General features: G+C 36.2%; 20 protein-coding genes, 1 other RNA gene, 1 riboswitch and 1 other annotated feature. All 21 genes read left to right on the forward strand.

What is annotated here, in order from left to right; genetic code table 11:
• The first annotated feature begins 4 nt into the window (after positions 1-4).
• Positions 5-190 carry a preprotein translocase subunit SecE gene (secE, locus tag LA20249_RS11025; protein ID WP_057739098.1) on the forward strand — a complete coding sequence of 62 codons (186 nt, stop codon included), beginning with the start codon at positions 5-7 and terminating at the stop codon, positions 188-190.
• Between the two features lie 94 nt (positions 191-284).
• Positions 285-830 carry a transcription termination/antitermination protein NusG gene (nusG, locus tag LA20249_RS11030; protein WP_057739097.1) on the forward strand — a complete coding sequence of 182 codons (546 nt, stop codon included), beginning with the start codon at positions 285-287 and terminating at the stop codon, positions 828-830.
• A gap of 119 nt (positions 831-949) precedes the next feature.
• Positions 950-1,372, forward strand: coding sequence for a 50S ribosomal protein L11 (gene rplK / locus LA20249_RS11035; protein ID WP_057739096.1), 423 nt, complete (start codon positions 950-952; stop codon positions 1,370-1,372).
• Positions 1,373-1,476: 104 nt separating this feature from the next.
• Positions 1,477-2,157, forward strand: coding sequence for a 50S ribosomal protein L1 (gene rplA, locus LA20249_RS11040; protein ID WP_057739095.1), 681 nt, complete (start codon positions 1,477-1,479; stop codon positions 2,155-2,157).
• A gap of 30 nt (positions 2,158-2,187) precedes the next feature.
• Positions 2,188-2,307, forward strand: a sequence feature (ribosomal protein L10 leader region).
• A gap of 47 nt (positions 2,308-2,354) precedes the next feature.
• A complete protein-coding gene (gene rplJ, locus LA20249_RS11045; protein ID WP_057739094.1) occupies positions 2,355-2,861 on the forward strand; it encodes a 50S ribosomal protein L10 in 507 nt (168 codons plus the stop codon).
• Positions 2,862-2,895: 34 nt separating this feature from the next.
• On the forward strand, positions 2,896-3,264 hold the full coding sequence (gene rplL, locus LA20249_RS11050; RefSeq protein WP_057739093.1) for a 50S ribosomal protein L7/L12: 369 nt from the start codon (positions 2,896-2,898) through the stop codon (positions 3,262-3,264).
• A gap of 72 nt (positions 3,265-3,336) precedes the next feature.
• A complete protein-coding gene (locus tag LA20249_RS11055) occupies positions 3,337-3,939 on the forward strand; it encodes a class I SAM-dependent methyltransferase (RefSeq protein ID WP_057739092.1) in 603 nt (200 codons plus the stop codon).
• A gap of 43 nt (positions 3,940-3,982) precedes the next feature.
• On the forward strand, positions 3,983-4,297 hold the full coding sequence (locus tag LA20249_RS11060) for a hypothetical protein (protein ID WP_057739091.1): 315 nt from the start codon (positions 3,983-3,985) through the stop codon (positions 4,295-4,297).
• 1 nt (position 4,298) lies between these two features.
• Positions 4,299-4,775 carry a nucleoside deaminase gene (locus tag LA20249_RS11065; protein ID WP_057739090.1) on the forward strand — a complete coding sequence of 159 codons (477 nt, stop codon included), beginning with the start codon at positions 4,299-4,301 and terminating at the stop codon, positions 4,773-4,775.
• Positions 4,776-4,818: 43 nt separating this feature from the next.
• Positions 4,819-4,901: signal recognition particle sRNA small type (ffs, locus tag LA20249_RS11070), an RNA gene on the forward strand.
• A 137-nt stretch (positions 4,902-5,038) separates the two neighbouring features.
• On the forward strand, positions 5,039-6,748 hold the full coding sequence (gene dnaX, locus LA20249_RS11075; protein WP_057739089.1) for a DNA polymerase III subunit gamma/tau: 1,710 nt from the start codon (positions 5,039-5,041) through the stop codon (positions 6,746-6,748).
• Positions 6,749-6,760: 12 nt separating this feature from the next.
• Complete coding sequence (locus LA20249_RS11080) at positions 6,761-7,090, forward strand: YbaB/EbfC family nucleoid-associated protein (RefSeq protein ID WP_057739088.1); 330 nt, start codon at positions 6,761-6,763, stop codon at positions 7,088-7,090.
• Positions 7,090-7,689 (forward strand): recombination mediator RecR, encoded by a 600-nt coding sequence (gene recR / locus LA20249_RS11085; protein WP_057739087.1) that lies wholly within the window; start codon positions 7,090-7,092, stop codon positions 7,687-7,689. Before LA20249_RS11080 ends, recR begins: the two co-directional genes overlap by 1 nt.
• A 1-nt stretch (position 7,690) precedes the next feature.
• Entirely contained in the window at positions 7,691-7,978 is a 288-nt protein-coding gene (locus LA20249_RS11090; RefSeq protein ID WP_057739086.1) for a YaaL family protein, read from the forward strand.
• Between the two features lie 127 nt (positions 7,979-8,105).
• On the forward strand, positions 8,106-8,759 hold the full coding sequence (gene tmk, locus LA20249_RS11095; protein WP_057739085.1) for a dTMP kinase: 654 nt from the start codon (positions 8,106-8,108) through the stop codon (positions 8,757-8,759).
• A gap of 2 nt (positions 8,760-8,761) precedes the next feature.
• A complete protein-coding gene (locus LA20249_RS11100; RefSeq protein WP_057739084.1) occupies positions 8,762-9,088 on the forward strand; it encodes a cyclic-di-AMP receptor in 327 nt (108 codons plus the stop codon).
• A 1-nt stretch (position 9,089) separates the two neighbouring features.
• Positions 9,090-10,043, forward strand: coding sequence for a DNA polymerase III subunit delta' (locus LA20249_RS11105; protein ID WP_057739083.1), 954 nt, complete (start codon positions 9,090-9,092; stop codon positions 10,041-10,043).
• 11 nt (positions 10,044-10,054) lie between these two features.
• Positions 10,055-10,417: a DNA replication initiation control protein YabA gene (locus LA20249_RS11110; protein WP_057739082.1), complete on the forward strand. Its 363-nt coding sequence runs from the start codon at positions 10,055-10,057 to the stop codon at positions 10,415-10,417.
• 18 nt (positions 10,418-10,435) lie between these two features.
• On the forward strand, positions 10,436-11,308 hold the full coding sequence (gene rsmI, locus LA20249_RS11115; protein WP_057739081.1) for a 16S rRNA (cytidine(1402)-2'-O)-methyltransferase: 873 nt from the start codon (positions 10,436-10,438) through the stop codon (positions 11,306-11,308).
• On the forward strand, positions 11,308-12,051 hold the full coding sequence (locus LA20249_RS11120) for an acyl-[acyl-carrier-protein] thioesterase (protein ID WP_057739080.1): 744 nt from the start codon (positions 11,308-11,310) through the stop codon (positions 12,049-12,051). The genes rsmI and LA20249_RS11120 overlap by 1 nt, the downstream gene beginning before the upstream one ends.
• A gap of 62 nt (positions 12,052-12,113) precedes the next feature.
• Positions 12,114-12,208: riboswitch (THF riboswitch) on the forward strand.
• 55 nt (positions 12,209-12,263) lie between these two features.
• Positions 12,264-12,788, forward strand: a complete 525-nt coding sequence (locus LA20249_RS11125; protein WP_057739079.1) for a folate family ECF transporter S component — start codon at positions 12,264-12,266, stop codon at positions 12,786-12,788.
• Positions 12,789-12,796: the final 8 nt, after the last annotated feature.

Below are 12,796 nucleotides of genomic sequence, written 5' to 3' on the forward strand. Positions count from 1 at the left end.
ACAAATGAAACTATTTAAATTTTTTGGTAGTGTAAAAAAAGAAATGAAATTAGTCGTTTGGCCTACATTTAAGGAAAACAGACGTGATACATGGACTGTTATTGCTACTTCATTGATGTACGCAATCTTCTTTGCACTAGTTGATTGGGGTCTAGTTACATTATTACAACACTTTGTAATGGGTAAATAGATTGTAAGAACGATAGAAATTTGCTATGATAATGGCAACGAGAAAAAACTTCGACCTGTTCGGAGTTTTTTTATTTTGATTTTTGGAGGAAATTATGGCTGAAGCTGGCGAAAAACAATGGTATGTTTTGCATACCTATTCAGGATATGAAAATAAAGTTAAGGAAAATCTCGAATCACGTGCCCAATCAATGGGTATGGAAGATTATATTTTCCAAGCAGTTGTTCCTGAAGATGAAGAAACAAAAATGAAAAACGGTAAAGAAAAGAAAGAAATGGAAAAAACTTTCCCTGGATATGTTCTAGTAGAGATGGTTATGAGTGATGAATCATGGTTTATCGTTCGTAATACACCAGGTGTTACCGGATTTGTCGGCAGTCACGGTTCTGGTAGTAAACCTGCACCATTACTACCTGAAGAAATTGATAACATTCTAAAACAGTATGGTATGAGCACTAATAAGCCATCTGACTTTGAGGTCGGTGAAACTGTTAAGATCACTGATGGTGCTTTCACAGATACTACTGGTAAGATTACTGAAATTGATGATGAACACAGAAAACTTAAGGTTGACGTTGATATGTTTGGACGTATGACTAGTGCTGAAGTTGATTTCACTGCAGTTGAAAAACAGAAATAGTTATTGCTAAGACTAGTAGACCGTGCTACTATATAACGGTATGTTTTTGACACATACATGTGGGAGAGAAAATTTAGATTCTCATCATGACCACATCACGGAACAAGGAGGTATGCACCGTGGCTAAAAAAGTTGCTAACGTAGTAAAATTACAAATCCCTGCTGGACAGGCTACTCCAGCTCCTCCAGTTGGTCCTGCTTTAGGACAAGCTGGAATTAACATTGTTGCCTTTACAAAGGACTTCAATGCGCGTACACAAGATCAAAAGGGTATGATTATCCCTGTTGTTATCTCAGTATATGAAGATCGTTCATTCGATTTCGTTACTAAGACACCACCAGCTGCTGTTCTTTTAAAGAAAGCTGCTGGCGTTGAAAAGGGCTCTGGCGAACCTAACACAAATAAGGTTGCCACAGTTTCTGAAGACCAAGTTCGCGAAATTGCTGAAACCAAGATGAAAGACCTAAACGCTGCTAGTGTTGAATCTGCAATGCGTATGGTTGCTGGTACTGCAAGAAGTATGGGCTTTGAAGTAAAGTAAAAGACTAGATCAAGCAGTTTACAAAGAGTGTGAAAATACTCTTAACAAGTGGGAGGGGAAAATATACTTCTCCGTAAAGACCACAAAGCAAGGAGGAACTTAGCATGGCTAAGCATGGAAAAAAATATTTAGAAGCAATGAAACAAGTTGATAAAAACAAGAAGTACTCTGCTACAGAAGCTGTTGACTTACTTAAGAAGGTTAACTACGCTAAATTTGATGCAACTGTTGAAGTTGCCATCAACTTGGATGTAGATCCTAAACAAGCTGATCAACAAATTCGTGGCGCACTAGTACTACCTAATGGTACTGGTAAAACACAAAAGGTTATCGTCTTCGCTGAAGGCCAACAAGCAAAGGATGCAGAAGCAGCCGGTGCTGATATTGTTGGATCAGATGACCTTGTTGAAAAGATTCAAGACGGCTGGTTAGACTTTGATGTTGCCGTTGCTACACCACCTATGATGGCCAAAGTTGGTCGTTTGGGTCGTGTTCTTGGACCTAAAGGTTTGATGCCAAACCCTAAGACAGGTACAGTTACAATGGATGTTACTAAGGCCGTTAATGATATTAAGGCTGGACAAGTTACATACCGTGTTGACTCAAATGGTCTTATTCATGCACCAATTGGTAAGTTATCATTTGATACAGACAAGATCGCAGCTAACTTCGATGCATTCTTTGGTGCAATCGCTAAGGCTCGTCCTGCATCACTTAAGGGTAACTACATTACAAGTGTTAATATGACATCTACATTTGGACCTGGTCTAAAAATTAACGCTTAATGTTGACTAATAACCAAAATAATGATAGATTAATATAGTTGATTTCTACCGAAGACTCAGGTGATGAAAGTCTTAATATCCTGCCGAGGCCAGAAGATTATTTCACTTAATCTCTGTGTCCTTAGGGCACAGAGATTTTATTTTTTAAGCCGAATTTGTAGATATTAACTAAAAAATTGTGGAGGTGAAACGTAATAATGAAGCAAGAAGTATTAGCACAAAAACAAGCACAAGTTGATGAAGTTGCTAAACAACTTACAGGCGCAAAGTCAGTTATTGTTGTTGACTACTTAGGTCTAACTGTTGAACAAGCTACAGAAATGCGTGCTGAACTACGTGAACAAAATGCTACTATGCAAGTTGTTAAGAATACAATCTTGAGACGTGCAGCTGAAAAAGCTGGTGTTGAAGGTCTAGAGAAGTTTTTCGTTGGACCAACAGCCATTGCTTATTCAGAAGAAGATCCTGTTGGACCTGCTAAAGTAGCTGCTAAGTTTGCCAAAGATGTTGAATCCGTTGAAATCAAGGGTGGAATCATCGAAGGTAAAGCAGCATCTCTTGACCAAATTCAAGAACTTGCAACATTACCAGACAGAGATGGCATGCTATCAATGTTGGTATCTGTATTACAAGCTCCTGTACGTGACTTTGCTATGGTTGTTAAAGCACTCGCAGACAAAGAAGACGACGGACAAGAAGCTTAACTAAAAAAACTCATAATATTTGGAGGATACAATAATGGCTTTAGATACACAAAAGATTATCGATGATTTAAAAGATGCTTCAATTCTAGAACTAAACGACCTTGTTAAGGCTATCGAAGAAGAATTCGACGTTAAGGCTGCTGCTCCAGTTGCTGCTGGTGCTGCTGCTGGTGGCGATGCTGCTGCAGAAAAGGACTCATTCGACGTTGAGCTTACAGAAGCTGGACAAGAAAAGGTTAAGGTTATCAAGGAAGTTCGTGGTATCACAGGACTTGGCTTGAAGGACTCAAAGGACCTTGTTGATGGTGCTCCTAAGGTTATCAAGGAAGGCGTTGCTAAGGCTGACGCTGACGACATGAAGACTAAACTAGAAGCTGTTGGTGCAACAGTTACATTGAAGTAATTTCTTTATGTTAAAATTAATCCTCGTAAGAGGATTTTTTTTTACCCTCAAATGCGAAAGGAAGAGAAATTTATGGCTAATCAGTATTTTGACAATACCCCAGATTTAGAGCATGAAATTAAGAAATTCGATTTTACTTTGAGAAAGCATAATTTGAATTTTATTTCTGATAGCGGAGTTTTTTCTCGCCAAACCATTGACTATGGTTCTAGAGTTTTAATTGAAGCAATTGATTTTCAAAATATTCCAGAAGGAAATATTTTAGATGTCGGCTGTGGTTATGGACCTATCGGCTTAGCTTTAGCCAAGGAACAAAAGAATAGAAAAGTTACGATGGTCGACGTTAATTTACGTGCTTTAGATTTAGCTAAGAAGAATGCTGTAAACAATGACATTGAGAATGTTGATATTTTTGAATCTGATGTCTATAAGAATGTTGGTCAAAAATATGCTTTAGTAGTTTCGAATCCACCAGTTCGTGCTGGTAAAAGTGTTGTAACAGCAATCTTAGAAGAATCGAAGAATTATTTGGAACCTCAAGGTGAGTTATGGATTGTTTTACAAAAGAAACAAGGTGCTCCATCAGCTAAAAAGTTAATGAATCAAACATTTGGTAATGTTGAAATAGTTACCCGTGCTAAGGGTTACTATGTTTTGAAAAGTAAATTGATTTAAATTTTTTCTTAATGTGTTATATTCTTGTTGGAGGCGTTTGCATATGAAGAAGAAAATCAGTATTTTAGCAATTTTATCAATAATGTCAGCAGGTTTATTCTTAATAGTTCATTTCTTGATCAAACTGATGAAGAGTCAAGCTGTTAAAAAGGATCGTCAAAAATTAGAAGAGCTCGTTGGTAAGTATCTCCATGGCAATGAAAAATTATTGGAATTTGTTGGGACATTGTCAGATAGTCAAGTTAAAGAATTGGTTGAAATCTTGGATTCATTGGAGAAACAAAGGAATCAATTAAAGTTAAAATCACCCGCAATTCCAAAATACATCGAACAGAAAGTAACCAATTTAATCAGTTAAAATGATATTTTCAGATAGCAAAATAGAAAAATATATGGATCTAGCTTTAGATGAAGCTAAAAAAGCTGGTGACAGAGGAGAAGTTCCAATTGGTTGTATTATTGTCGATAATACAACTGGCGAAGTAATTTCTGCTGGATCTAATGAACGTGAAGAAACTCAAGATGCAATCAAGCATGCAGAGATCATAGCGATTGAAAGTGCTTGTGCCGCAGTTGGGAGCTGGCGTTTGGAGCATACAAGTTTATTTGTGACTTTGGAACCTTGTCCAATGTGTGCCGGTGCTATTATCAATAGTCGAGTGGAAGAGGTTATTTTTGGCGCTAGTGATCCTAAGGCTGGTTCGGTTGGTTCAATCAATAATCTACTAGCTGAAACTAGATATAATCACCAGCCTGAGGTTCTTAGCGGCGTAAAAGAACAAGAAGCTGGAGATCTTTTGAGAAATTTCTTTAGAGAAATTCGCCGTAAAAAGTAGAAAAATACTGCTATTTATAGTATGATAGTTATTGCCGCAAGGCCTTAGGGCAATGGTGCTCTTGTAAATCGTGTCAGATCCGGAAGGAAGCAGCACTAAGCAAGGTGTGTCATGTGCCTTTTGTTATGTATATTAGCCTCCTAACCGTTTGGTTAGGAGTTTTTTTGTGATTAATTAAATGTTAAATCGTAATTTTTTCCCAAGCAGCATTTGATAAAAGTCTTGTGGTAAAATTTAGATATTAGATTTTTAAAGGAGAAAAAATGGCATATCAAGCACTTTATCGAGTTTGGCGTCCCCAAACTTTTTCTGATGTAATCGGTCAAGATGTCATTACTCAAACTTTACGTAACGCGGTTGCTAGTCAGATGACCAGTCATGCCTATTTATTCAGCGGTCCACGTGGAACTGGTAAAACATCCTGTGCTAAAATTTTAGCCAAAGCGGTGAATTGCCTTAATCCACATGATGGTGAGCCATGTAATGAATGTGAGATTTGTAAAGCTGCCAATGAAAATCGTTTAAATGATGTAATTGAAATTGATGCGGCTTCTAACAACGGTGTTGAGGAAATTCGAGATATTCGTGATAAGGTTAAATATGCGCCTACCGAAGCCAAGTTTAAAGTTTATATTATTGACGAAGTTCATATGCTTTCTCAAGGAGCTTTCAATGCGTTGTTAAAGACCTTGGAAGAGCCACCCGAAAACGTAATGTTTATTTTGGCTACAACTGAACCACAAAAAATTCCCGCAACAATTATTTCTAGAACACAGAGTTTTAATTTTAGAAGAATTTCTCGTCAAGATATTTTGGATCGAATGGAATTCATCTTAAATGATAAAAAAATTGAATATGATACAGAAGCATTGAATATCATTGCTGCCTCAGCTGAAGGTGGAATGCGTGACGCTTTGAGTATTTTGGATCAGGCTTTATCTTATGGCGATGATAAGTTGACCTTAAAGAATGCTCAGGAAGTAACTGGTGCTTTAAGTAATGAACAAATAGTCTCATACATGACAGCTATTGCTGATAATAATCCGGCTGAAGCTTTGACCAATTTGTATCAGATTCTTGCCAGTGGTCGGTCAGCTTTACGATTCACGGAAATGATTATTCGAGTTTGTCGCAATCTGATCTTGTATAATTCCGATTCTGATTTAACTAATCAGATGGATAAGTCTATTATGACTAAAGAATTGTTAGCTATCGCTGATAAGTTTGATAATCAACAACTGTTTAATATTGTTGACCAAGTCAGTGCAACTCAAAAGAATCTTAAAAATTCCAATCAGACTGATATTTATATGGAGATTTTAACGGTAAAGATCAGTGAACCAAAGGTTAAAGAAATACCCAAGGAGACTGATGATTCTAGTAGTGGAGTTGGCAGTGAAGCAGTCGATAAATTGCGTGATGAGATTACGCAGCTTCAAAATACCGTTAAAAATTTGTCCACAGGGACTGTTACTAAAGAAAAGGCACCTAAAAAGACCCATCGCAAAACTACTAATGCTCGTTTGAATAAGACGGCTATTTATAAAGTTCTCAGCAATGCTACGAAAAAGGATCTTAATGAAGCCAAGGATATTTGGCCGGATTTAATGAGTATGCTTTCAATAACGCAACGTGCTATGATGAAAGTTGCAGAGCCTGTGGCCGCATCAGCTGATGGTATTGTAGTGGCGTTTGATTATGAGATGTGGTTTGAACAAGCTCAAGATGATTCTGAATTCTTGAAGGAACTTAGTAACAATGCTGGTCGACTCTTGAAGAAGGACTGTCAAATAGTTCTAGTTCCGAAAGCTGATTGGCCGAAAATTCGAAAAGAATATATTGATAATAATATTGATTTAAGTAATCAAGGCAATGTAGAATCAAAGCAAGAACCAAAAAAGAAAACTGATCCCACCGTTGATGAAGCAGTAAAATTATTTGGTGACGATATAGTTGATATTAAAAATGACTAGGAGGATTTTTTCATGAGTAAAGGAATGCCAAATATGGGTGGAATGGGCGGCAATATGGCCAACATTATGCGCCAAGCTCAAAAGATGCAAAAAGAGGTTCAATCAACAACTGAAGAACTTAACAAAAAAGAGTATACTGGTAAATCAGTTGATGATTTTGTAACAGTTAAGGTTACTGGCGATAAGAAGATTGCTGATTTAACAATTAGTGAAAAAGTCATTGATCCAGATGATCCTGATACATTGCAAGATATGTTGATTGACGCTTTGAATAATGCATTTGAAGAAGTAGATAAAGATAAAGAAGAAAAATTAGGTAAATACACAAACGGGTTGATGTAATGAGATATCCAGAACCAATTTCTAAATTAATTGATAGTTATATGATGTTACCTGGTATCGGTCGTAAGACGGCTACCAGAATGGCGTTTTTCACGCTTGGGATGGATAAAGACCAAGTTCAGGAATTCGCTGATAATTTAATTTCTGCAAAAACAGATTTAAAATCGTGTAGAATTTGTGGAAATATTACTACTGAGGATATATGTGATATATGTAGTGATAAGAATCGTGATCAATCGACAATTTTAGTTGTTGAACAAGCTAAAGATATTATGTCTTTGGATGATATGAACGGCTATAATGGTCTGTACCACGTTCTAGGAGGGGTCTTGTCGCCAGTTGATGGAGTTGGCCCAGAAGATTTGAATATTAAGCTCTTGTTGAATCGTTTGAAGACTAATCAAAGTGTTAAAGAATTGATTATTGCGACGAACGCAACCCCAGAAGGTGAAGCAACTGCTCAATATTTAGCCAAATTAGTTAAGCCAGCAGGAATAAAAGTAACTAGATTAGCACACGGATTAGCTGTTGGTTCTGACATTGAATATGCAGATGAAATGACTTTGAAGAGTGCCGTTCTAGGTCGCAGGGAGATTTAACATGTTTGGTAGAAAAAAAATATCTGTCCAAAAGATGGAAGATGATCGCCTCTTAGACAATATTCGCCAGATTCAGCAAAGAATCGGGAATACGCAAAGAATGATCAATAATTCGGTTGATGTTGATGAAACAACTAGAATTAAATTAAAGCTCGACCAATTGAAGTATCAATTTTTATATTTAGAAGCAAGAAGAAGAAAGGCTACGGCTAAGGCAACTACTAATATTATTTTCGGAGATGAAGATACATTTTTGAAACAACCTAGTCGTGCCGAGAAACATTGGTAAAATAGAAATCATAAAAAAGATTCCATTGATGAGAAAAACTCTGATTGGAATCTTTTTTGCTACGCTGAGAAGTTTCATTTATTGCTGATTTCAAGTAAAATAGGAGTAATCATTTAGGAGAGATTATATGTCAGGAATATTTATTTCGTTTGAAGGACCAGATGGGGCCGGTAAGACGACGGCCATTAAAAGAATTATGCCACAATTACAAAAGATGACGGATAAAGAAGTTGTCTTATCAAGGGAACCTGGTGGAAGCCCCATTTCTGAAAAGATTCGTAAGATTATTTTAGATATTCACGATGAGGAAATGGACCCTAGAACTGAAGCTTTGTTGTATGCCGCATCAAGACGCCAACATTTAGTTGATGTAATTTTACCAACTTTAAATGAAGGAAAAGTCATGCTCAGCGATCGTTTTGTCGATAGTTCCATTGCCTATCAAGGTGGTGGACGTGAGATTGGTACTAAAGAGGTAGCTAATATCAATAATTTTGCCATTGAAGGTCATTTACCTGACCTGACAATTTATTTTGACGTAACCCCTGGTGTCGGTCTAGCTAGAATAAAAAAGGACCATGAAGGGGAAATGGACCGTTTAGAGAAAGCTGCTATTAGTTTCCATAATCGAGTTTATGATTCATATGCAGAAATAGTTAAACAAAATCCGAATAGAATCAAAACTGTTAATGCTGAGCAAAGTCCTGATAAAGTGGCGGCAGATGCTTTAAACTTAATAACAACGAGATTTCCCAAAATCTTTAAGGTGCAAGGAGAATAACGATGAAATTAATTTTAGCTATAATCCAAGATAAAGATAGTCAACAATTACAAGAAGAATTGGTTAAGGGTAACTTTAGAGCAACCAAATTGCCTTCAACAGGTGGTTTTTTAAAAGCAGGTAACTGTACTTTTATCATTGGGGTTGAAGAAGAAAAGGTTGATGATGTTTTAACCATTATCAAGAAAAATTGTCACACGCGTTCACAATTTGTGACACCAACTTTCTTAATGCCAGAGGCTGCATCCAGTTTGACAGAGCCGGTTGAAGTTCAAGTCGGTGGGGCAACTTGCTTTATTTTGCCAGTGGATAAATTCGTGAGATTCTAAAATGGAAAGTCTAGAAGAAGAGCAGCCCAAAGTTATCCAGGAATTTAAAAAAATTATTTCATCAAATATGTTGTCGCATGCTTATTTGATTGATAATGCATCTACAAAAGTTAGGCAGCAGATGGCTATTTGGCTAGCGCAAAGTCAATTTTGTGAACATTTACAAGATGGCGCTCCTGATCAAACTTGTCAAAAGTGTCAAACGATTGCCTTGGGCGATAATCCGGATGTCTTAGAAATTGAGACTGAAAAACAAAGCATTGGGGTCGACGATATTAAATTCTTTAAAAAAGAAGCTAATATGACAGCAACTCAAGGTAAAAGAAGAATCCTGATTATTGATGAAGCAGAAAAGATGACTAACGCTGCCAGTAATAATTTATTGAAGACAATTGAAGAGCCTGAGGGAAATTTGATGATTATTTTATTGGCAGATTCAGCTAAACAATTGTTGCCAACGATTCAATCACGAGTGCAGACGTTTCATTTGTCGAACAAAAGTAACGATGACGAGATAGCTAGCTTAGTTAGTGATGGTTTCAAAAATGATCAGGCGAAAAAAGCTTTAAAGTTTACTGATATTAAGTATTTAGAAAATATTACTGGTGATAAATATCAAAGTTTATTGACAGCAATAACGAATTGGCTAAAAGAAATTAATAAACAAAAAATAAATAGTTTTATCGACATACAGACTGATATCATGCCTTTGGTGGAGAACAAAAATCAGCAGCATTTGGTTTTTGACATGTTGAATCAAATTTTTAGTGATATATTATCAATTAGGTACAATTTAGAAAAATCAACATTAACGACTGAGGATTTGCTTTCTAACAAGGGTATAAAAAAAGTTATTGGGATGTCTGATGACTTATTCACAGCCGAACAGATGTGGAAAAGTAATGTATCTTTTCAAGCTATTTTAGAAGATTTGTCATTAAAATTTGTGGATTAGTAGGTGAAATCATGGCAGAGAAAGATTTATATGATGAATTTGAAACAATCACAAATCAACTAAATGATATAAGTAAAAAAGTTTCTTTGCTCAAAGAGGAACTATCCGATACTTTGGAAAAAAATGAAGAGATTAAGTTGGAAAACCAAAATCTTCGGAAACATTTAGAAAAAGTTGGCTATGAGGAAAAGGACTTCAACGGCAATGCATTGTCGGATTCAAGGTTGAATTTGGAAAAGCTTTATCGCAAAGGATTTCATGTTTGTCAGCAATATTATGGCTCGCATCGCGATAATGATGAAGAATGCCTGTTTTGTATGAACGTTTTATATGGTACAAATTGGAAAAAGAACAAAAAAGTTAAAAAGATTTAGATAAGGGGAGCTATTTGGATGAAGGAACAAAGAAGTTTTGTTGACAATTCGAAGGGCTGCCTTTTTTTAGTGCCAACACCAATTGGTAATTTAGAAGACATGACTTTTCGGGCTGTTAACACTTTAAAAGACGTTGATTTAGTGGCAGCAGAGGATACACGTAATACTAAAAATTTATTGAATCATTTTGAAATACCAACAGAATTAATAAGTTTTCATGAACATAATACTGCCCAAAGGATTCCAGAATTAATAGAAAAAATGAATGCAGGGATAAAAATTGCTCAAGTAAGCGATGCTGGTGCTCCTTCGATTAGTGATCCGGGAAAAGAATTAGTCAAAGCTGCTATCAAAGAAAATATACCTGTAGTGCCATTACCTGGAGCAACGGCATCAATAACAGCTTTGATTGCCTCAGGAATTGAACCACAGCCATTTTATTTCTACGGCTTTTTACCACGGAAGGGTAAAGAAAGAACCCAAGCGTTAGTCGAGTTATCTAATCGTGCTGAAACAACGATTGTCTATGAATCACCTTATCGAGTTAAGAAAACGATTCGTGATTTAATTGATAAATTTGGTGGCGATAGACAGATTGCACTAGCTCGTGAATTAACTAAAATACATGAGGCCTTTTTACGTGGCAGTTTAAACGATGTAGCTAAGTATTATGAAGAAAATGATCCTAAAGGCGAATACGTTTTGATCATAGCTGGAAAACCAGAACAAGAAATCCAAACCAGTTCTGATACTGACTTAGTAGCATCAGTTAATAACTTGATTGCTGCTGGTCAAAAGCCCAATAAAGCAATCAAAGAGGTAGCGTCGGAAAACGGATTAAAGAAACAGGCTGTGTATAATCTCTATCATGGAATTGGAGAAGAAGAATAGTGAATCAAAGAGAAACATATTCAATAGAAACAGAAGTACCATACTATTTTGTTAATTTTACGGGTGATATCCGTTTATCAGCTTTAGTTGATATCATGCTTTTGACATCAGAGAAACAACTCCATCAAGCCGATGCTGACAGTACTGAGATGGTTCAAAACAATGGCTTAGGTTGGGTTGTAGTCCAATATCATATGGATATTAATCAGATGCCTAGTTTGGGACAGAAGTTAAAAGTCATGACGCAAGCTACTAGCTATAATAAGTATTTCCTCTATCGTGATTTCTGGGTTGAGGACATGGATGGAAATGTGATGGTCAGCGCTAAGAGTGCCTTTGTTTTGATCGATATTAAGGAACGAAAGATTGTTAGTGCAACTGATCGGTTGGATAATAAATTTGGCGCTGATGAAATCAATCGAATTCAACGATTCAATCGAATCAAGCTTCCGGATGATTATGACTACAGTCAAAAGCAACATATTGGATATTACAATATTGATGTTAATAAACATGTTAATAATTCATATTATTTTGACTGGATGGTCGACACACTCGATACTGATTTTATCGCTTCTCATCAATTGAAGAGTCTTGATATTAAGTATGAAAAAGAACTCAATTTAGATAGCAAACCAGTAGCTTTTGCCAAAGTTGATAATACGAATAATAAATCTATTCATTGGATAAAGAACGGTGACGTCCTGAACGTTTCAGCACAATTCGAGTGGAAAGATAAATAAATTACAAACTAATTACTTGAATCCTACTTTTTTGTGCTATTATATTTGAGTACTTAAAAATATTTGGGGTAGGATTCAAGGCGTTAAGTGCTGATGGAACGGAATGTGAACATCGGACAAAGAGTTATCTCGCGATCTTGTTTCCGCATTCGCCACTTTATATATGCCTCTTTTTTATATTCGGTGGCAGCTCCGTTTGGGAGATGTCGATTATGGACAGTAGAACTAAAGTAGTTAGTGTTCAAGAGATTACATGGATGGCACTGCTAATAGCATTGCAAATGGTTTTGGGAAAATTATCAATTGGTAGCAATACCTTAAAAGTTGGTTTTAGTTTCATTGCCATTGGATTATTAGGTTATTATTTCGGACCGTTTAAAGCCGCGGTAGCTAATGTTTTAGCAGATATTATCAGTCATACGGTAATGGCAACAGGAGGTAGTTTTTTTCTAGGATTTACTTTTTCAGCTTTAGTAGCTGGAGTGATTTATGGATATATGTTGTATAATCACAAAGTGACAGTCTTAAGAACTTTTATTACAGTTTTGTTGATCACAGTAATTGTTAACACAGGTTTAAACACTTTGTGGATTCACATGATGACAAACTTACCTTACGTTACGTTGTTAGTACCAAGGCTTACCAAAGAGGCATTTAGTTTGGTTTACCAAACAGGTCTACTCTTTATCGTCCTAAGATGGATAGATAATTCTAAGTTTAATAAAATCGGCCAATAGGTCGGTTT

This window comes from Companilactobacillus alimentarius DSM 20249 (assembly GCF_002849895.1).
GTDB lineage: Bacteria > Bacillota > Bacilli > Lactobacillales > Lactobacillaceae > Companilactobacillus > Companilactobacillus alimentarius.

What these genes read in the sequence shown, in the direction of transcription:
- rplA (WP_057739095.1), top strand. Translation starts at nt 1,477, where the DNA reads ATGGCTAAGCATGGAAAAAAATATTTAGAAGCAATGAAACAAGTTGAT.
- LA20249_RS11055 (WP_057739092.1), top strand. Translation starts at nt 3,337, where the DNA reads ATGGCTAATCAGTATTTTGACAATACCCCAGATTTAGAGCATGAAATT.
- rplJ (WP_057739094.1), top strand. Translation starts at nt 2,355, where the DNA reads ATGAAGCAAGAAGTATTAGCACAAAAACAAGCACAAGTTGATGAAGTT.
- rplL (WP_057739093.1), top strand. Translation starts at nt 2,896, where the DNA reads ATGGCTTTAGATACACAAAAGATTATCGATGATTTAAAAGATGCTTCA.
- recR (WP_057739087.1), top strand. Translation starts at nt 7,090, where the DNA reads ATGAGATATCCAGAACCAATTTCTAAATTAATTGATAGTTATATGATG.
- LA20249_RS11080 (WP_057739088.1), top strand. Translation starts at nt 6,761, where the DNA reads ATGAGTAAAGGAATGCCAAATATGGGTGGAATGGGCGGCAATATGGCC.
- LA20249_RS11110 (WP_057739082.1), top strand. Translation starts at nt 10,055, where the DNA reads ATGGCAGAGAAAGATTTATATGATGAATTTGAAACAATCACAAATCAA.
- rsmI (WP_057739081.1), top strand. Translation starts at nt 10,436, where the DNA reads ATGAAGGAACAAAGAAGTTTTGTTGACAATTCGAAGGGCTGCCTTTTT.
- LA20249_RS11090 (WP_057739086.1), top strand. Translation starts at nt 7,691, where the DNA reads ATGTTTGGTAGAAAAAAAATATCTGTCCAAAAGATGGAAGATGATCGC.
- LA20249_RS11105 (WP_057739083.1), top strand. Translation starts at nt 9,090, where the DNA reads ATGGAAAGTCTAGAAGAAGAGCAGCCCAAAGTTATCCAGGAATTTAAA.
- nusG (WP_057739097.1), top strand. Translation starts at nt 285, where the DNA reads ATGGCTGAAGCTGGCGAAAAACAATGGTATGTTTTGCATACCTATTCA.
- dnaX (WP_057739089.1), top strand. Translation starts at nt 5,039, where the DNA reads ATGGCATATCAAGCACTTTATCGAGTTTGGCGTCCCCAAACTTTTTCT.
- LA20249_RS11065 (WP_057739090.1), top strand. Translation starts at nt 4,299, where the DNA reads ATGATATTTTCAGATAGCAAAATAGAAAAATATATGGATCTAGCTTTA.
- tmk (WP_057739085.1), top strand. Translation starts at nt 8,106, where the DNA reads ATGTCAGGAATATTTATTTCGTTTGAAGGACCAGATGGGGCCGGTAAG.
- LA20249_RS11100 (WP_057739084.1), top strand. Translation starts at nt 8,762, where the DNA reads ATGAAATTAATTTTAGCTATAATCCAAGATAAAGATAGTCAACAATTA.
- LA20249_RS11125 (WP_057739079.1), top strand. Translation starts at nt 12,264, where the DNA reads ATGGACAGTAGAACTAAAGTAGTTAGTGTTCAAGAGATTACATGGATG.
- LA20249_RS11060 (WP_057739091.1), top strand. Translation starts at nt 3,983, where the DNA reads ATGAAGAAGAAAATCAGTATTTTAGCAATTTTATCAATAATGTCAGCA.
- secE (WP_057739098.1), top strand. Translation starts at nt 5, where the DNA reads ATGAAACTATTTAAATTTTTTGGTAGTGTAAAAAAAGAAATGAAATTA.